The organism is Kitasatospora sp. NPDC056273 (genome assembly GCF_042268845.1).
Taxonomy (GTDB): Bacteria; Actinomycetota; Actinomycetes; order Streptomycetales; family Streptomycetaceae; genus Kitasatospora.
The window spans coordinates 45,312-63,094 of record NZ_JBHJSJ010000020.1 but is presented as its reverse complement, the minus strand read 5'-3'; the positions used below and the strand labels follow the sequence as shown (position 1 = coordinate 63,094).

At 75.5% G+C, this 17,783-nt stretch carries 14 protein-coding genes; 6 read left to right on the top strand and 8 right to left on the bottom strand.

Features of this window, described 5'->3' with window-relative positions:
* Positions 1 to 47: 47 nt before the first annotated feature.
* Positions 48 to 1,631, top strand: a complete 1,584-nt coding sequence (locus ACFCY1_RS19720) for a purple acid phosphatase family protein (protein WP_375875390.1) — start codon at positions 48 to 50, stop codon at positions 1,629 to 1,631.
* A gap of 63 nt (positions 1,632 to 1,694) precedes the next feature.
* Here ACFCY1_RS19720 and ACFCY1_RS19715 read toward each other — a convergent pair whose 3' ends face one another.
* On the bottom strand, positions 1,695 to 2,996 hold the full coding sequence (locus ACFCY1_RS19715; RefSeq protein WP_375875389.1) for a sensor histidine kinase: 1,302 nt from the start codon (positions 2,994 to 2,996) through the stop codon (positions 1,695 to 1,697).
* Between the two features lie 160 nt (positions 2,997 to 3,156).
* Between ACFCY1_RS19715 and ACFCY1_RS19710 the strand changes: the two genes are divergently transcribed.
* The gene (locus ACFCY1_RS19710; protein ID WP_375875388.1) at positions 3,157 to 3,771 is read left to right on the top strand and encodes a hypothetical protein; all 615 of its coding nucleotides are present in this window, start codon (positions 3,157 to 3,159) and stop codon (positions 3,769 to 3,771) included.
* Positions 3,772 to 3,932: 161 nt separating this feature from the next.
* The gene (locus ACFCY1_RS19705; RefSeq protein ID WP_375875387.1) at positions 3,933 to 4,691 is read left to right on the top strand and encodes a (2Fe-2S)-binding protein; all 759 of its coding nucleotides are present in this window, start codon (positions 3,933 to 3,935) and stop codon (positions 4,689 to 4,691) included.
* Positions 4,692 to 4,743: 52 nt separating this feature from the next.
* Here the strand turns inward: ACFCY1_RS19705 and ACFCY1_RS19700 are convergent, their stop codons facing one another.
* Both ACFCY1_RS19700 and ACFCY1_RS19695 read right to left on the bottom strand, forming a co-directional pair.
* The gene (locus ACFCY1_RS19700; protein ID WP_375875385.1) at positions 4,744 to 5,505 is read right to left on the bottom strand and encodes a cache domain-containing protein; all 762 of its coding nucleotides are present in this window, start codon (positions 5,503 to 5,505) and stop codon (positions 4,744 to 4,746) included.
* Positions 5,506 to 5,628: 123 nt separating this feature from the next.
* Positions 5,629 to 6,381, bottom strand: a complete 753-nt coding sequence (locus ACFCY1_RS19695; RefSeq protein ID WP_234348498.1) for a FadR/GntR family transcriptional regulator — start codon at positions 6,379 to 6,381, stop codon at positions 5,629 to 5,631.
* Between the two features lie 298 nt (positions 6,382 to 6,679).
* On the opposite strand from ACFCY1_RS19695, the gene ACFCY1_RS19690 reads away from it, so the two are divergent.
* A complete protein-coding gene (locus ACFCY1_RS19690; protein ID WP_375875384.1) occupies positions 6,680 to 8,218 on the top strand; it encodes an APC family permease in 1,539 nt (512 codons plus the stop codon).
* Positions 8,219 to 8,286: 68 nt separating this feature from the next.
* Complete coding sequence (locus ACFCY1_RS19685; protein ID WP_375875428.1) at positions 8,287 to 9,435, top strand: CaiB/BaiF CoA transferase family protein; 1,149 nt, start codon at positions 8,287 to 8,289, stop codon at positions 9,433 to 9,435.
* Positions 9,436 to 9,659: 224 nt separating this feature from the next.
* Here ACFCY1_RS19685 and ACFCY1_RS19680 read toward each other — a convergent pair whose 3' ends face one another.
* The 5 genes from ACFCY1_RS19680 to ACFCY1_RS19660 form a co-directional block, all read right to left on the bottom strand.
* Complete coding sequence (locus tag ACFCY1_RS19680) at positions 9,660 to 10,712, bottom strand: membrane protein (protein WP_049654540.1); 1,053 nt, start codon at positions 10,710 to 10,712, stop codon at positions 9,660 to 9,662.
* A gap of 193 nt (positions 10,713 to 10,905) precedes the next feature.
* Positions 10,906 to 12,510 (bottom strand): alpha-amylase family glycosyl hydrolase, encoded by a 1,605-nt coding sequence (locus ACFCY1_RS19675; RefSeq protein ID WP_375875383.1) that lies wholly within the window; start codon positions 12,508 to 12,510, stop codon positions 10,906 to 10,908.
* Between the two features lie 214 nt (positions 12,511 to 12,724).
* Complete coding sequence (locus ACFCY1_RS19670; protein ID WP_375875382.1) at positions 12,725 to 13,402, bottom strand: bifunctional 4-hydroxy-2-oxoglutarate aldolase/2-dehydro-3-deoxy-phosphogluconate aldolase; 678 nt, start codon at positions 13,400 to 13,402, stop codon at positions 12,725 to 12,727.
* Complete coding sequence (locus ACFCY1_RS19665) at positions 13,399 to 15,072, bottom strand: amidohydrolase family protein (protein ID WP_375875381.1); 1,674 nt, start codon at positions 15,070 to 15,072, stop codon at positions 13,399 to 13,401. The genes ACFCY1_RS19670 and ACFCY1_RS19665 overlap by 4 nt, the downstream gene beginning before the upstream one ends.
* Positions 15,072 to 16,373 carry an alanine racemase gene (locus ACFCY1_RS19660; RefSeq protein WP_241853052.1) on the bottom strand — a complete coding sequence of 434 codons (1,302 nt, stop codon included), beginning with the start codon at positions 16,371 to 16,373 and terminating at the stop codon, positions 15,072 to 15,074. The genes ACFCY1_RS19665 and ACFCY1_RS19660 overlap by 1 nt, the downstream gene beginning before the upstream one ends.
* 243 nt (positions 16,374 to 16,616) lie before the next feature.
* On the opposite strand from ACFCY1_RS19660, the gene ACFCY1_RS19655 reads away from it, so the two are divergent.
* On the top strand, positions 16,617 to 17,756 hold the full coding sequence (locus tag ACFCY1_RS19655) for a sugar kinase (protein ID WP_375875380.1): 1,140 nt from the start codon (positions 16,617 to 16,619) through the stop codon (positions 17,754 to 17,756).
* Positions 17,757 to 17,783: the final 27 nt, after the last annotated feature.

Here is a 17,783-nt window from a genome sequence, read left to right as displayed (position 1 = left end):
CGCGGCGGACCCGGCGCGGTTCACCTTCGTCCGGTGGGCTGGCCGCCATGAACGATTCCAGTGGACGTCTCCCCGTCAGCAGGCGCGGGCTCCTGGCCGGGGCGACCGGCGTCGGCCTCGGCGGTGCCGTGTCCCTCTCCGGCGTCTCGGCCGCCCCCGCCGCCGCCTCCCCGGTGCTCTGGCAGCGGCCGGACCGCTCCGGCGCGCCGCGGGTGGCCGGCCTCCACCTCCAGTTCGGCTCGGACGCCTCCCGCGAGGTGGTGGTCTCCTGGCACACCACCCGGTCCGTCGGCAACCCCCGGGTGGTGTACGGGACTTCGAACGGCGGCTTCGGCCGGACGGTCCAGGCCGCGACCCGCACCTACCGGGACGCCGCGTCCGGCACCGAGGTCCAGACGCACCACGCCCGGCTGACCGGCCTGCGCGCCGACACGGACTACGTCTACGCCGCCGTCCACGACGGCACCACCCCCGAACTCGGCACCGTCCGCACCGCCCCGCGCGGCCGGTCCGCCTTCACCTTCACCAGCTTCGGCGACCAGGGCACCCCGACCCTCGGCAAGAAGACCGCCAACGGCTACGTGAACGACAACCTCGGCAGCCCCGCCGCCGGCGACACCACCGCCGGGGTCGAGCGGATCGCCCCGCTGTTCCACCTGCTCAACGGCGACCTCTGCTACGCGAACATCGCCACCGACCGGGTCCGCACCTGGTCCGACTGGTTCGAGAACAACACCCGCTCGGCCCGCCACCGCCCCTGGATGCCCGCGGCCGGCAACCACGAGAACGAGAAGGGCAACGGCCCGATCGGCTACGGCGCCTACCAGGCGTACTTCGAGCTGCCGGACGCCCGCTCCGACGCGGAGACGCGCGGCCTGTGGTACTCGTTCACGGCCGGCTCGGTGCGGGTGATCAGCCTCAACAACGACGACGTGGCCTACCAGGACGGCGGCAGCAGCTACGTCCACGGCTACTCCGGCGGCGCCCAGCAGCGCTGGCTGGAACGGGAGTTGATCGCGGCCAACGCGGACCCGGGGATCGACTGGATCGTGGTCTGCATGCACCAGGTGGTGATCTCCACCGCTGACAAGTTCAACGGCGCCGACCTCGGCGTCCGCGAGGCCTGGGTACCGCTGTTCGACAAGTACGGCGTGGACCTGGTGGTCTGCGGCCACGAGCACCACTACGAGCGCTCGCACCCGATCCGCGGCCAGCAGCCGACCGACACCCGCACCCCGATCCCGGTCTCCACCGGCACCGAGACCATCGACACCACCAAGGGCACCGTCCACATGGTCATCGGCGGCGGCGGCACCTCGGCCCCGTCCAACCAGCTCTTCTTCAGCCCCGCCAAGGCCCGGGTGATCACCGGCGTCGGCGCCGTCGACCCGGCCACCGGCAAGCGCCCGCCGGTGTACGTGATCGAGGACGCCCCCTGGTCCGCCTTCCGGGACGCCGACAACCCGTACGGCTTCGCCTCCTTCGACGTCGACCCGGGCGGGCGCAACAGGCAGACCACGATCGGCGTCACCTACTACTCCGTCAGCGGGCCGTACGGGGACCTCGTCCCGGTCGACCGCTTCACCCTGACCCGCCCGCGCGGCACCCGGGGCGGCGGCCTGGGCCACTGAGCGCGACGCACCCGGAAGCGGGGGCAGCCTTGCGGCGCCGGCCGACGCCGCAGGGCGCGTGCCTCAGCGACCCGGCAGGGAGCAGCTGACCCGCCAGCCCGCGGGTATGCCCGGGCCGGCGGTCAGCGAGCCCCCGTGGGCGGCGGCCCGGGCGGTGAGCCCGGCCAGGCCGGTGCCGCCGGCGCCGGGGCGGCGGCGCAGCAGCGGCCTGCGGGACGGGCCGCCGTCGTCGGTGACGGTCAGCTCGACCGCGCCGTCCGTGCCGGGGGCCACCCGGACGGTGACCTCGGTGGCCTGCGGCGCGTGCCGACGGATGTTGGTGAGGGCCTCCAGGACGACGGCGTACGCGGTCGCCTCGGCCTCGGCGGAGAGCCGGCCGGCGGTCTCGGGCGCCAGCTCGGCGGTGGCATGCGGGGCACCGGTGGTGCCGCTGGCACCGGCCCGGCCGCTGGCGCCGAAGCGGGTGACCAGTTCGGGGAGGTCGGCCAGGCCCAGCCGGCGCGTGGTCGCCCCGTCGGCCCGGTCCTCCCGGTCCGGCGGATCGGACCGGCCGTCCCGAAAGCCCTCACCGCCCGGCTCGCGCAGGGCGCCGACCATCTCGTCCATCGAGTCCAGCGCCCGCAGCCCGGCCTCCTCCAGGCGCCGCAGCAGTACGGCGGTCTCCTCCGGCTCCTGGTCCGGGAGTTGACCGGCCTGGGCCTCCAGCACGATGCCGGTGATCTCGTGGGCGACGAAGTCGTGCAGCCCCCGGGCCACCTCCAGCCGCTGTTCGCGCCGGGCCCGGGCGACCGCCCGCTCCCGTCGGGCGTCCAGGACCCGCAGGTAGAGGGCCGCCCCCGCGACACCGAGCAGCGGCAGCAGCGAGAGCAGCACCCCGACCACCGACCAGGCCGCACCGCCCTGCGGCGTCCGCAGGGAGAACCGCAGCGGCAGCAGCACCGCCGCGAGCCCGAGCAGTCCGCCGACCGGGCCGACCCGGCGGTCGGACAGCCCGCGGACGGCCCGGAAGAGCAGCCCGAGCAGGGCGAGCCACTCGAACGGCAGCCAGAACGCGGGCAGCCGGTACGGCCCCGGGTAGACCAGGTCGACCAGCAGCGAGGCCCCGGCCACCGCCCCGACCGCCGCACCGAGCGTGATCCGCCCGGCGGGCCAGGGCAGCAGCGCCACCACCGCGGCGAACGCCGCCGTCAGGGCGAGCAGCGCGGCCGCCGCCCGGGCGTCCGGTTGCGCCAGCAGGACGGGCGCCAGCAGGGCGAGCGCGGAGACGGCGGCGAGCGGCCGGCGGATCCGGGCGGAGCGGGGTCGGGCGGATCTGGGTCGGGCAGAGCGGGGTCGGGCGGAGCTGGTTCGGGCTTCGGTGCGCACCCACCGAGCCTAGGGGGCAGCTCTCCCGGGGGAGGCCGGTTCCTTCCCGGGGAGGAGCGGCCCACCGTCAACTCCCCTCCGCAGCGGGAGGTCCGCGCGGCCGGGCGGAAGCATGCTGAGTGGCACCGGAACGACCGAGCCCGAAGGAGAACCCACCCCCATGAACCGCCGCCTCGCCACCGCCGCCGTCTCGCTCCTCCTGCTGACCGCGACGGCCGCCACCGCCGCACCGGCCGCCGTCGCCGCACCGACCACCACCGTCGCACCGGTCCCCGCCGCACAGGCGTCCGCAGCACAGGCGTCCGCCGCGGAACCGGCCGACCCCGCGGGCGGCTTCGGACCGGTGAGCGTGCGCGGCACCGGCAACACCGTCCTCACCACGGCCTTCCAGGGCTTCGAGGGCGACCCGGTGCAGATCTCGGTGGACGCCCGCACTTCCACCAACACCGATCCGCGCGGCACCGCGGGCCATTTCCACGTCCGTCACGTGCACACCGACGGCCGGCTGGTCGCCGACTTCGAGGGCGACATCACCTGCCTGGCCGTCGGCGGCCGGGAGGCGATCGCCACCGGGGTGATCACCAAGAGCGAGGCGCCGTGGTTCCCGGGCCTGGAGCTGACCGGCCAGAAGGTCGCGCTCTCGGTGGAGGACAACGGGCGGCGCGGGGACCGGATGGGCTGGGTCTGGGGCGTCTTCGGCCAGCCGGTCTCGGACTGCCAGGGCACGGTACCGTTCATCCGCACGACCAGTGGTGACTTCTCCGTGCGCGGCTGACACCCGGCCGACCAGGCCTTCCCGGGCCGCTCGGGTCCGACCGGGGCGACGCGCATGGTCGCCCGAGCACCCGCAGACCTGGAGGCCCCGATGCCCCTCGACCATCCGACCACCCCGCCGCGGGCGGGTGCGGGGTTCAACGACCGCACAGGGGACGGCCGTTGAACCCCGCACCCGGCCTTCGGCCGCCGGACTACGCCCGACTCGCCGCCGTCGGGCCGTACTTCGCGCTGGACACCGCACCGGCCGACCGTCCGCCCGAGGGCTTCCGGCCGCTGGCCGAGCTGTACGGCACCGGGCCGGACGCGCCGTTGGCGGCGCGGCTGCGGGTGGTGGCGCGGCGGCTCGGCACCGACGAGCCCCGGGTCGCCGCCTCGATCCTGCACCTGGGACTGGCCGCCCGCTTCTGGTCGGTGGGCCTGGGCTCGGCCGTCCTGCTGGGGACGGTCCCGACCCTGGAGCACGCCTGGGTGCGGATCCCGGACCAGGGCCCGCTCGACCTGTGGACCCCGCCGGAGCCCGTCCGGCCGCCCGCCGTTCCGACCGCCGGGAAGGCCGCCGGGACGCTCGCCGACCAGCTGCACGAGGCCGTCCTGCTGGGCCAGTTGGAGCCGCTGGCGACGGCCGTACGGGCGGCCGCCCCGCTCTCCCGCCGCCTGCTGCTCGGCAACGCCGCCTCCGCGCTGGCCGGGACGCTGCGGATCCTGGACGCCCATGCGCCGGTCGCCGCACGGGCGTTGGTGGCGGAGCTGCTGGACCGTCCGCCGCTGACCGGGTCGGGTACCCTGCGCACCGGGCCGCGCGGTACGGCGTTCCGCCGGAACAGCTGCTGCCTCTACTACCGGCTGGGTCCGGGCGCCGGTCTCTGCGGCGACTGCTGCTTCAGCACACCGCCCGGCCGCGGGAAGCGGAACGACTAATACCTTCACAAATGAAGGTCATATCGGCTTGCCGGCACCGTCCGGTCACCCGTCAGCCGCGCGCCACCGTCCAGTCCACCACCGCCGACGGCACCCCGACCCGCTCTGCCGCCGGGTCCGCGAGCAGCCCGCGCGCCAGCGAACCCACCGGCAGGGCCGGGGTGGTGGCGGCCAGCACCCGCCCCTCGCCGTCGAGCAGCGCGGCCTCGCCGGCCAGCTCCCGCAGCGGCGGCACCAGCAGCCGTTCCAGCGCGGCCAGCGGGACGTCCCCGGCCGCCACCCCGACGAAGCCCGCGCCCGGGACGACCACCGGCCGGGCGCAGCACAGCACGTACCGGTCGGCACAGAGCAGGTCGACCTGCGGCCCGGCCACCACGGCCCGCCCCTCGTCCCGGGGCCGGGCGAACCAGGGCAGCACCCGGTAGTCGTAGAACTCGGCGTCCGCCGGGTCGAGCACGAGCCGCAGCCGCCGCTCCCCGGCCCCGCGCGCGCCGCGGTACCACCACTCCGCGTGCAGGTCCGCGTCAGCGAGCGCGCCGGGTGCCACGACCGCTCCGCAGCCGAACCAGCGCGAGCCGGGCCGCGCCAGCAGTTCGCCCACCGCCCCGCGCACCGCGGCGAGTTCGGCGGCCCCGGGCCGGCGCCCCTCGGCGGCCGCCCGGGTCCAGCAGTCGGCCGCGGCCGCCCGCAGGCCGTCCAGTTCGGCGAGCACCGCGTCGACGGCGGCGGCGACCCGTCGGGCGCAGCGCTCGACGGCGGCGGGCCCGCCGAGTGCTCGGGCAACGGGCAGGGCGGGGCTGGACGCGCTGGTCATGACGGCTCCGGCGGCGAGGGAGGGTTCCGGCGGCAACGGGCTTCCGGCAACGGGCTTCCGGCAACGGACTTCCGGCGAGGGGCGGCTCCGGGAACAACGGGTTCCGGGAGCAACGGCCCCGGCTCAGCCGTCGTCCGCCAACTCCAGGTGCCGCCGGACCAGATGGTGGACGCAGGCCACCGCGTGCGCCTCGGCCGCGGCCCGGGCGCCGGCCGCGTCGCCGGCCAGCACCGCGACCAGGATCTCCCGGTGCTGCTCGGCGAAGCGCTCCTGGTCCGGCCCGTGCGGGGCGGGCAGCCAGAGCAGCGGGCCGAGTTCGGCCTGGAGCCGGACGGCGAGCTGGGTGAGCCGCACCGACTGGGCGGCGACGGCGAGTTCGATGTGGAAGCGGGCGTCGGCGCGGCACCGCTCGGCGGGCCCTGCGGCGTCGCGCAGGTCGTGCACCAGCCGGGTGAGCCTCGGGCCGAGGTCGGCCGGGGCGCGTTCGGCGGCGAGCCGGGCGGCGGTGCCGAAGACGGCCAGCTCCTCGTCGCCGAGGTCGCGCAGGTCGACGGTGGCGAGGTCGCGCAGCCGGGCGAGCTGGAGGTGCTGGGAGCCCTCGGCGGGGGTGCGGACGAAGCTGCCGCCGTTGCGGCCGCGCCGGGTCTCGATCAGCCCGGCCTCGCGGAGCAGGGCGAGGGCCTCGCGGACGGTGCCGTTGGCGACGCCGAGCTGGTCGGCGAGGTCGTTCTCGCTGGGCAGTTGGTCCCCGTCCGCGACCAGCCCGAGGGCGATCGCCTCGGTGATCCGGCGGGCCACCGCGTCGGCGCGCCCGAGGTCGGCGAGCGGCGCGAGGACGGCGCTGAGCAGCGGGGTCGCACTGCCGATGGTCGTCACACCGCCCCCTCCTCGATCACCGTCGCCGGGTCGCCCGCCGCCGGATCACCCACCACCGGATGAGCGTCTCCGAACCGCCGTCGCCGAACCGCCGTCGCCGGATCACCGTCCGACCGGATGTTTCCCGCAGGGTACCTCCCGGTCGAGCGCGCACCCTTGCCGCTAGAAACTCAATCTCGTATGTTTTCCCGCAGCCTCGGCCCGAACAGCACCCCGCAGCACTCCCCCACGCATCACGACGACGCGTCACAACGACGCGTCCTGACGACGCATCACGACACGTTCCCAGGAGCAGGTCATGACCGATGCCAGTGCCCGTGCCACCGCCCACTCCCCCGACCCGGACGCCGAACGGCTGGCCGCCCTCGGCTACACCTCCGAGTTCAAGCGCGACATGAGCCTCTGGGCGAACTTCTCGCTCGGCTTCACCTATCTCTCCCCCGTGGTCGGCGTGTACACACTCTTCGCCACCTCGCTCCAGACCGCCGGGCCGCCGATGGTCTGGAGCTTCCTGATCGCGGGCCTCGGCCAGCTGCTGGTGGCCCTGGTGTTCAGCGAGGTGGTCGCCCAGTTCCCGGTGGCCGGCGGGGTGTACCCGTGGGCGCGCCGGCTCTGGGGCCGCACCTGGGGCTGGCTGACCGGCTGGGTCTACCTGCTGGCGCTGATGTCCACCATCGCGGCCGTCTCCTACGGCGCCGGCCCGTACGTGGCCGCCCTCCTGGGCGTCGAGCCGAGCACCGCGACGACCGTCTGGTGCGCGCTCGGCCTGCTGGCGCTCGCCACCGTGATCAACCTCGGCGGCACCCGGGTCCTGTCGGCGGCGGCCATGTTCGGCTTCGCCGCCGAGCTGCTCGGCGCCCTGGCGGTCGGCGCCTGGCTGCTGCTGACGCACCGCTACCACGGCCTCGGCGTGGTCTTCGACCGCTTCGGCGCGGGCGGCGACGGGAACTACGCCGACGCCTTCCTGGCCGCCGGGCTGATCGCGGTCTTCCTGTTCTTCGGCTTCGAGGCCTGCGGCGACGTCGCCGAGGAGGTGGCCGATCCGGGTCGACAGATCCCCAAGTCGATGCGGCGCACCATCTACGTCGGCGGCGCGGCGGCGATCGGGGTCAGCCTGGCCCTGGTGATGTCGATCCAGGACATCGGCGCGGTGGTCTCCGGCGACGACAAGGACCCGGTGGCCAAGGTGCTGCACGACGCCTTCGGCGCGGCCGGCGCCCGGGTGGTGATCGGCGTGGTGCTGATCTCCTTCCTGTCCTGCGTGCTGAGCCTCCAGGCTGCGGCGAGCCGGCTCGCGTACTCCTTCGCCCGGGACCGGATGATCGCGGGCAGCCGGCTGCTGGCCACCGTCTCGGGCCGGCTGCGGGTGCCGCCGTACGCGCTGCTGCTCGCCGCGGCGCTGCCCGGCGTGATCGTCGTGGGCGCCTCGGCGCTCTCCGAGGGCGCCCTCACGAAGATCATCTCCTTCTCCAGCATCGGGATCTACCTGGCCTTCCAGATGGTGGTGCTGGCCGCCCTGCGGGCCCGGCTGCGCGGCTGGCGCCCGAGCGGGGACTTCCGGCTCGGCCGCTGGGGCCTGGCGGTGAACATCGGCGCGCTGGTCTACGGCGTCGCCGCGATCGTCAACATCTGCTGGGGCCGCACCCCGGACGCCGCCTGGTACGACAACTACCTGGTGCTGCTCTCGGCGGTGGTCGTGCTCGCGGCCGGCGGCCTCTACCTCCTGCTGGCCCGCCCGCACCTGCGCGGCGACGCCCCCTCGGGCGACGCGGCGACCGGTGGCGCGGCGACCGGCGGCGCGACGGCCGCGGCCGGGGCGGCCAGGGGGCGGTCGTGACCGGGCTCCCGCTGGACGGCGTCCTGGTCGCCGACTTCGGTCGGGTCCTCGCCGCGCCCTACCTGACCATGCTGCTGGCCGACCTCGGCGCCGACGTGATCAAGGTCGAGCAGCCCGGCACCGGCGACGACACCCGCGCCTGGGGCCCGCCGCACGCCCAGGGCGAGGCCACCTACTTCCTCTCCGTCAACCGCAACAAGCGCTCCCTCACCCTCGACCTGCGCGACCCGGCCGACCACGCCCGCGCCGTCGAACTCGTCCGCCGCGCCGACGTGCTGGTGGAGAACTTCCGCCCCGGCACGATGGCCCGCCACGGCCTCGGCCCGGACCGCGCCGAGGCGCTCAACCCGCGGCTGGTCTACTGCTCGATCACCGGCTTCGGCTCCGGCGAGGGCGCCGGACTGCCCGGCTACGACCTGCTGGTGCAGGCCGTCGGCGGCCTGATGTCCGTCACCGGCCCGGCCCCCGGCGAGCCGGTGAAGACCGGCGTCGCGCTGGTGGACGTGCTGACCGGACTGCACGCGGCGGTCGGCGTGCTGGCCGCGCTGCGCGAGCGCGAGGCCACCGGCCGGGGCCAGCTGGTGGAGCTGAACCTGCTCTCCACCCTGCTCTCCGGCCTGGTCAACCAGTCCGCCGGCTACACCCTGGCCGGCGCCGTGCCCGGCATCCTCGGCAACCGCCACCCCTCCATCGCCCCGTACGAGGTGTTCACCGCCGCCGACCGCCCGCTGGTCGTCGCGGTCGGCAACGACCGGCAGTTCGCCGCGCTCTGCCGGGGCGTGGGCGCCCCCGAGCTGGCCGCCGACCCGCGCTTCGCCACCAACGCCGACCGGGTCGCGCACGTGGGCGCGCTGGCCCGCGAGCTCACCGCCCGGCTCGAACGCCGCACCGCCGCCGAGTGGTTCGCGGTCCTCACCCCGCTCGGCGTGCCCTGCGGACCGGTCAACGACCTGGCCGGGGCCTTCGCCCTCGCCGACTCGCTCGGCCTGCACCCGCGGGCGCCGCTGCCCGGCCCGGACGGCCGCCCGCTGGAGCTGGTCGCCAACCCGATCGGCCTCTCCCGCACCCCGCCCCGCTACCACCTGCCCCCGCCCCGGCTCGGCGAGCACACCGCCGAGCTCACCGCCTGGCTGGACGCCCCGTACGACCGACACGCCCCACATGACCCGACCGCCCCGACCGAGCCGTACGACAAGGACCCCGAGGACCGCCCATGAGCACCCCGCACCGGACCCGCACGCCAGGGTGACCCCGACGGGCACCGGCGAGATCCACACCCTGGTGGCCGGCCAGGCCCTCACCGGGCAGGCGGCATACCGCTAGGCGCGTACGGGGGGACGCCGAGGCCCGCGTCCGGCTTGTCCAGGGCCGGGCGCGGGCCGCCGATCCCCACCCGGTGCCGATGCCCGCGGCACCCGGTGAAGCCTTCCGAGGGGCGCGGTCAGACCGCGACCGCCTCCTCCATCTCCTCCTCGGCCTCCGCCGGCGTCTCGACCGGACGGCGCCCGCGGCCCTCGTACATCGCCGCGGCCACCAGCGCCGCACCGCCGAGCAGCAGCCAGACCAGCAGGGTCACGACGTGCCCGCCGAGGCCCGCGCCGCCGTCGAAGTACATGATGCTGCGCGCGCCCTCCAGGAAGCCGGCGCCGGTCCAGAAGCCGTGCAGGCCGCCGAAGAACCCGTTCTGCAGCTCGGGCCGGTAGATGCCGCCGGAGGAGGTGAAGTTCAGCATCACGAACAGCACCATCAGGGCCAGCGTGGTCCACTTCTTCAGGAAGCTGTGCAGGCCGATGCCGATCAGCACGATGCCCGCCGAGTAGAGCCAGCCCAGCGCCCAGATCGCCGCGTAGCCGTGGTCGACCACGTGGAAGACCGGCCCGGCGGTGACGATGCCGATCACGCTGACCGCCAGCGAGACCGCCACCCCGACCAGCGCCCGGACCGCCATGCTCAGCCCCGCGCCGGCGGCGCCGATCACCGCGACGCTGGCGTAGGAGCCGATGCTCAGTGCGACCAGCAGGAAGAACAGGCCCTGTCCGGTCGGGTCGCCCGCGGCCGGCGTGGTCAGGTCGGTGACGTGCAGCGGCACGCCCTGCCGGTCGGTGACGTTGGTGAACACCGCCGTGGCGGCCACCACCGAGGTGTCCGAGTTCCCCTTGGCGACGATCAGCTCGGGGCTCTTGGCGTCCGGCACGAAGGCGCCCACCAGGTCCCGGTCGCGCAGCTGCTGCTCGGCGGCGGCCCGGTCGTCCACGGTGCGGACGTCGAGCGCGTTCCCGGCCTTGCCCTGGATGGCCTGCGCCAGGCCCTGCGCCTGCGGCGTGGTGCCGACCACCGCCACCTTGAGGTGGTGGGGCTCGGGCTGGTGGAAGGCGCCCTGGTAGGCGAGCGCCATCCCCAGGCACATCAGCAGCGGGGTGATCAGGTGGACGGCCAGGTGCTTGAGCGAGTGCCCCAGGGTGGGCGCTGCGGCGGGGTTCCGGGGTGTGCTCATGGCGTTCGTACCGTCCTCCGGTGGCGTGTCTGTCAGCTTGATCATGAAGGTGGCAAATGCAACCAATGAGGGTGGTAAATGCAACCATCTATCGATGTAGCTTACAACTATCCGACACCGATCGGAAGCCGGGCCCCGAACAGGACCCGGCTCCCCGCCGCACCCGTACGCAGCCCGACTACCCCGCCCGCGCTCAGCCCAGCTCGAACACCCCGTACGAGAACCCGTCCGCCCGCAGCTCCCCGTCCGCCACCCGCACGCCCTGCACCTCCAGCGGCCGGACGCCCGGCGCCGACGGGACGCCCTCCGGCAGGCCCGACAGCCGGACGGACGCCGGCTCCCGGCGCGGATTGACCGCCACCAGGTACCGCCCGGCCCGGGTGTACACCAGCGGGTAGCCGGCGTGCCGGACCTCCACCCCGCCGGCCGCGCCCAGCCCCGGGTGCGCCCGGCGCAGCGCGATCAGCCGCCGGACGGTGTGCAGCAGCGAGGTGGGGTCGGCGCGCTGGGAGAGCACGTCCGGACGGTGCGGGTCCGGGTCCACCGGCAGGTACAGCCGCTCGGGCGGGGCGCTGGAGAAGCCGGCGGTGGGGCCGGGCGTCCACTGCATCGGGGTGCGCGAGCCGGCCCGGTTGAACCGCGGCCCGAGGACGCTGCCCTCGGTGTCGGGCAGGCCCGGCAGGTAGCGCATGCCGATCTCGTCGCCGTAGTAGACCGCCGGGAGGGTGGGCCAGGTGAGCAGGAAGGCGAAGGCGGGGGCGAGCTGCTCCGCGGTGCGCGGACCGGTGGCCAGCCGGGAGAAGTCGTGGTTGGCGGTGGGCAGCACGATCTGCCCGCCGCCCTCGGTGAGTTCGGCGGCGGAGCGCCAGGCGTCCAGGAAGGGCTGCGGGGTGCCCCGGCCCTCGCCCTCGAAGTAGCAGGCCTCCTGGTGCCAGAACTCCTCGACCGTCCCGCCGTTGTTGTTCCAGAGCGAGCGCAGCGGCAGGCCGTGGTCCGCGCCGCCGAAGTGCAGGAAGAAGTCGGCGTGGAAGCCGGCCGTGACGGCGGCGGCCGGGTCGCCCCACTCGGCGAGCAGGACGGCCTCGGGGTGGGCGCGGTCCAGCCAGTCGCGCAGCTCGGTCCAGAGCTTGGCGGTCTCCACCTTGCCCGGGTCGTCCTTGACCAGCGAGTAGGCCATGTCCACCCGGAAGCCGGACACCCCGAGGCCGAGCCAGTGCGCCATGATCGCGCGCAGCGCCGCCCGGTTAGCGCGCGGGCCGTCCGCGTCCACCGACTGCCGCCAGGGCTCCTCTGAACTGCCGCGCGCGTAGCCGAAGTTGAGCGCTGGCTGACAGTCGAAGAAGTTCGGCAGGTACCAGCCGGGGCGGCTGCCGGGCGAGGCGACGAAGCCGTCCACCGGGCGGTCGGACCAGATGTACCGGTGGTCGGACGGGTCCTCGGCGGAGGCCAGGAACCAGGGGTGGCGGTCGGAGGTGTGCCCGGCCACCAGGTCCAGCAGGACCCGGATGCCCTTGCCGCGGGCGGCCTCCACCAGGGCGGCCAGGTCCTCGGTGCTGCCGTAGCGCGGGGCCGGGGTGAGGTAGTCGGCGACGTCGTACCCGGCGTCGCGGAACGGCGAGGCGAAGCAGGGGTTGAGCCAGACGGTGTCGACGCCGAGCCAGGCGAGGTGGTCCAGGTGCTCGGCGATGCCTGCGAAGTCGCCGATGCCGTCGCCGTCGGAGTCGGCGAAGCTCTGCGGGTAGATCTGGTACAGCACGGCGTCGGCGAGCCAGTCGGGGCCGGGGCGGGTCGAGGTCATGGGCGGTTCCTCCTGCCGGGTCCGGGGCCCGGGGCTGGCCGGGCGGGGAGGGGGCTGGGCCGGGACGGGCTCGGCCGGGGCCGAGCCGGGTGCCCCCGATTCTCGTCCAATCCCGGCCGTCCCGACAGCCCGCCTCGCCCCGCCGCAGACGCCGATGCCCCGCCGCGAACACCGACGGCCCGACTGCGCCCCCGCCGACGACGCCGACGACCCGCTACGCCCCCGCCGCCCCGGCGCAGGCCGCCGTGAACGCCCGGGCCCGCCGGGTGATCTCCGCCCAGTCCCCCGCCGCGACCACGTCCGGCGGCACCACGTCCGTCCCCGCGCAGACCGCGAGCGCGCCGTGCGCCAGGAACTCGGCGGCGTTGCCCGCGTTCACCCCGCCGGAGGCCACCAGCGGCACGTCGGGGTACGGGCCGCGCAGGTCCTTGAAGTAGCCGGGGCCGAACGCCCGGGCCGGGAAGATCTTGACGGCGGCGGCCCCGAGGTCCACCGCGTGCGCCACCTCGGTCGGGGTGAGCGCCCCGAGCACCACCGGCACCCCGGCGGTGGCCGCCGCCTCGGCGACCTCGGGGCGGCAGCCGGGGGTGACCAGGAAGGACGCCCCCGCCTCGACCCCGCGCCGCGCCTGCTCGGCGGTCAGCACCGTTCCGACGCCGACCCGCCAGCCGGCCTTCGAGGCCCGGAGCAGATGGTCCGTCACATTAGGTGTGGTGTAGGTGAATTCGGTCAGGTTGATGCCGCCCTCGGCGAGGGCGGCGCAGAGCGCGGCGGCGTCCGGGATCCGGGGTGCGCGGACCACCGCGATCACCGGTTCGTCGCGCAGGACGGAAAGCCCGGTCGGAACGGAGGGGTCGGAGGAGGGGTCGGTCGGGGCGGACGGCTCGGTCATATGGCCAGGGTTCCTCGGTCGGTTCGGCGCAGGGCACGCCCGGGTCGGGCGCCGGTGGTGCGGCCCTCCCGGACGACGGCGCTGCCGTTGACGTACACGTACTCGATGCCCTCGGCGGGCAGCCGGGGGTCCTCGAAGGTGGCGGCGTCCCGGACCTTCCCGGGGTCGAGGAGCACCAGGTCGGCGTGGTGGCCGGGGGCGATCCGGCCCCGCCGGTCCAGCCCCAGCCGGGCGGCGGGGCGGCCGGTCATCCGGGCGATCGTCTCCTCCAGCGTGAGAACTCCCAACTCCCGGCTGTAGTGGCCGAGGTAGCGCGGGAAGGTGCCCCAGGCGCGCGGGTGCGGCCGGGCGCCGACCAGCAGTCCGTCGCTGCCGACGGTGTGCGCGCGGTGGCGCATGATCGCCCGGACGTTCTCCTCGTGCCCGACGTGCTGGAGGATGGTGGTGGCCAGCCCGTCCCGGCGCAGCAGGTCCAGGAAGACCTCGGTGCCGGTCCGCCGCTCCTCGACGGCCAGTTCGGCGACGGTGCGGCCGACCGTCCCGGCGAGCGGGGCCGAGCCGACGCCGGAGATCTGGATCGTCGCCCAGTCGGTGACCACCCCGTGGCAGCCGTCGCTGCCCTTCTCTTCCACCTCGTACCGGATCCTCGCGCACTGCGCGGGGTCGTCGAGCCGCGCCAGCGTCGCGGCCGGGCCGCCCTCGGTGGCCCAACTCGGCAGCAGGGCGGCCAGGGTGGTGGAGCCGGGCAGGTAGGGGTAGCTGTCCAGGGTGAGGTCGACGCCGTCGGCGAGCGCCCGGTCGAGGAGCTCCAGCAGCTCGCCGGCCCGGCCCCGGTTGACCCCGAAGTTCATCGTGGCGTGGGTCAGGTGCAGCGCGCAGCCGCTCCGCCGGGCGATCTCCACCATCTCCGCGTAGCCCTCCAACGCCCCTTCGCCGTACGAGCGTTGGTGCGGGGCGTGGAAGCCGCCGTAGGCCGCGACGACGGTGCACAGCTCGACCAGCTCGGCGGTGTCCGCGTACATCCCGGGGGTGTAGCTGAGGCCGCTGGACATGCCGACCGCGCCGTCCAGCAGGCTCTTCGCCAGCACCTGCCGCATCCGGTCGAGTTCGCCGGGGGTGGGCGGACGGTTGGCCCAGCCCATGACGAGCATCCGCAGCGTGCCGTGCGGGACGAGGTAGCAGGCGTTGACGGCGACGCCGCTGCGGTCGATCCGGTCGAGGTAGCCGGCGACGTCCCGCCAGTCCCAGTCGAAGCCGTCCGGATCGCCGTTCCAGCCCGCGAGTTGGCGGCGCAGCGCGGGCAGCGTGGTGTCGTCCACCGGGGCGTAGGACAGGCCGTCCTGGCCGAGGACCTCGCAGGTGACGCCCTGGGTGACCTTGGCCGGGTGCTCGGGTTCGCGCAGCAGGGCGAGGTCGGAGTGGGCATGCATGTCGATGAAGCCGGGGGCCAGTACCAGCCCGTCGGCGTCGACCACCTCGGCCGTGCCGGGGCCCTTGCCGATCCCGCCGGTCCCGCCGCCCTCACCGGACTCGCCGGTCCTGGCGATCTCGACGATCAGGCCGTCGGCGATCCGGACGTCCGCCCGGTAGCGCTCCGCGCCGGTGCCGTCCACCACGGTGGCACCGCGGAAGACCGTCGCGCCCCCGCGGGCCGCTCTCTCCCCGGGCATCAGAAGAACGTCCTGACCAGGCCGGTGACCTTCGGCTCGGCCGCGTCCGCGGAGTCCAGCACCGGGATCGCCGTCCACTTGTCGAAGGCGGTGCAGGGGTGCGAGACGCCCAGCCGCAGCACGGCGCCGATCGGCGCGAGGTCGCCCGCGTCGCGCAGGAAGGCGTGCTGGTCGTTGAGTGCCGTGATCCGGGCCGCCGTTCCGGTCAACTCGGCGCCGCCGCGCACCCGTTGCGGCTCCGGCAGGCCCTCATCGAAGGGCAGGTCGCGCTTGCCGGCGTCCAGCAGCGCGAGCTGCGGCTCGGGCCGGGAGACGACCCGGGCCCAGCCGTGCAGCGCACCGCGGAACGGCGTCCGCCCGCCGTCCCGGGCCAGCGGCGAGATGCCCCGGTAGAAGCCGTCGTCGTGGGCGATGTACGCGCCCGAGCGCAGCACTGTGAACGACTCCGGCAGGTTCGCCAACTCCTCGACCACCAGGTCGAAGTAGGCGCTGCCGCCGGCCGAGACCACCGGCGGGGTGCCGTCCGGGTAGGCGCTCGCCAGCCGGCCGTGCAGCTCGCCGAGCTCCCGCAGGTAGCCGCGGACGGCGGCCAGTCCCTCGGTCGAGGCGTCGTGCGCGATCGCGCCCTCGTAGCCGCCGATGCCCGCCAGGCGCAGGGTGGGGGCGCGCAGCACCGCGGCGGCGACCTCGACGGCGGCGTCCGCGCCGCGGGCGCCGGTCCGCCCGCCGGGGCCGCCGAGCTCGACCAGCACCTCGACCGGCCGTTCGGCTCCGGCGGCGCGCAGCGCCTCGTCCATCAGCCGCACGCTCTCGACGGAGTCGACCCAGGAGAGGAAGGCGAAGTCCGGGTCGGCGGCGAGTTCGTCGGCGAGCCAGGCGAGTCCGGCCGGGTCGAGCAGGGCGTTGGCGAGCAGGATGCGCTGGACCCCGAAGGCCCGGGCGATCCGCACCTGCGGCAGGTTGGCGAGGGTGATGCCGTGGCTTCCGGCGTCGAGCTGCGCCTGCCAGAGGGCGGGCGCCATGGTGGTCTTGCCGTGCGGGGCGAGCGCGACGCCCGCCTTGGCGCACCAGTCGGCCATGGTGCGGACGTTGTGGTCGAGGGCGGCGCCGTCGAGGGTGAGCAGCGGGGTGCCGAGCGAGGAGAGGGTGGGGCCGGTGGCGAGCCACTCCCGCGTGCTGCGGCCCCACGACTGCGGCGGAGCGGCTTTGAACCGCCAGTCGAGCGGTTCGTCGGCCAGGGCCGCCACCGCTCCCCGGGCGATCCCCGGCCCGGTACCGCTGCTTGCGAAGGTCTGCTCCACCGTGTTCCTCCATCCGCACAGGTTGCAACATGCGCAACGAGGGTTGCACATGCTGGCAACACGGTTCTAGCATCGGCGCCGGATCACGGTCAACGGACCGGGCTCCCGGTCGACGGGGTCGGCTCACGTGCGGTGCTCGCGGAGAAACGCGGTGCTCACGGACGAACGCGGCGTTCACGCGCCACGGAGTCGGCCCGGTGGGCCCGCTCTCGACGGAACGGCCGCAGACGAGGAGCCCCGCACATGCCGCGACAGGACACCCAGGGCCCGACCCGCCCCGGCGCTCCCCCGACGGCCGTGTGCGTGGGCGAGTCGATGGCCGTCCTGCTGCCGGACCGCCCGGGCCCGCTGGAGTCGGTGGAGAACTTCCGGCTCTCGGTCGGCGGCGCGGAATCCAACGTGGCGAGCGCGCTGGCCGCGCACGGCGTGCCGACCGCCTGGATCAGCCGGGTCGGCGACGACGGCTTCGGCCGCCGGCTGCTCGCCGAGGTCGCCGCCCGCGGCGTGGACGTCTCGGCGGTCGCGGTCGACCCGCACCGCCCGACCGGCCTCTACCTGAAGGAGGTCGGCGGCACCACCGGCGACCGCCACGACCTCGGGCCCGGCCGCAGCCGGCTGCACTACCACCGGCGCGGCTCCGCGGCCGCCGCGCTCTCCCCCGGCCTGCTCGCCGACCCGGCCGCCGCCGCGCTGCTGGCCGGCGCCCGGCTGCTGCACCTGTCCGGCATCACCGCCGCGCTCTCCGACGACTGCCTGGCCCTGCTGCGCGCCCTGCTCGCCGACCGCCGTCCGGGCCGCCTGGTCAGCTTCGACCTCAACTGGCGCCCCTCGCTCTGGCTCGACCGCGACCCGGCCGTCCTGCCGCCGCTGCTGGACGCCGCCGACCTGCTGCTGCTCGGCGCCGACGAGGCCGCGACCGCCTTCGGCACCGGCGACCCGGCCGAGCTCCGCCGCCGCTTCCCCACCCCGGCCACCGTCGTGGTCAAGGACGCGGCCCGGCAGGTCACCGCCCTGGAGCAGGACGGTACGGCGGTCACCGAGCCGGCCCTCGCGGTCGAGGTGGTCGAGGCCACCGGCGCCGGCGACGCCTTCGCGGCCGGCTACCTGGCCGGCACCGTCCGGGGCCTGGACCAGCGGCGCCGGCTGCGGCTCGGCCACCTGAGCGCCGCCTGCGCGCTGACCGCCCCCGGCGACCAGGCCGAGCTGCCGGACGCCGCCGTGGTGGCCGCCCTGCTCGACGCCTCCCCCGCCCAGTGGGCCGCCACCCGGGTCACCCCGGAGGGCATCACCGGCCCGTCCCTGCCCGCCGGCGTCGCACGCCCGACCGACCGGACGCCGTGCGCCGACCGGTCGTCGTCCGCCGACCGGGCCCGGGCACAATGAGCGGGAACCCCAGCCCTCGAAGCGGAG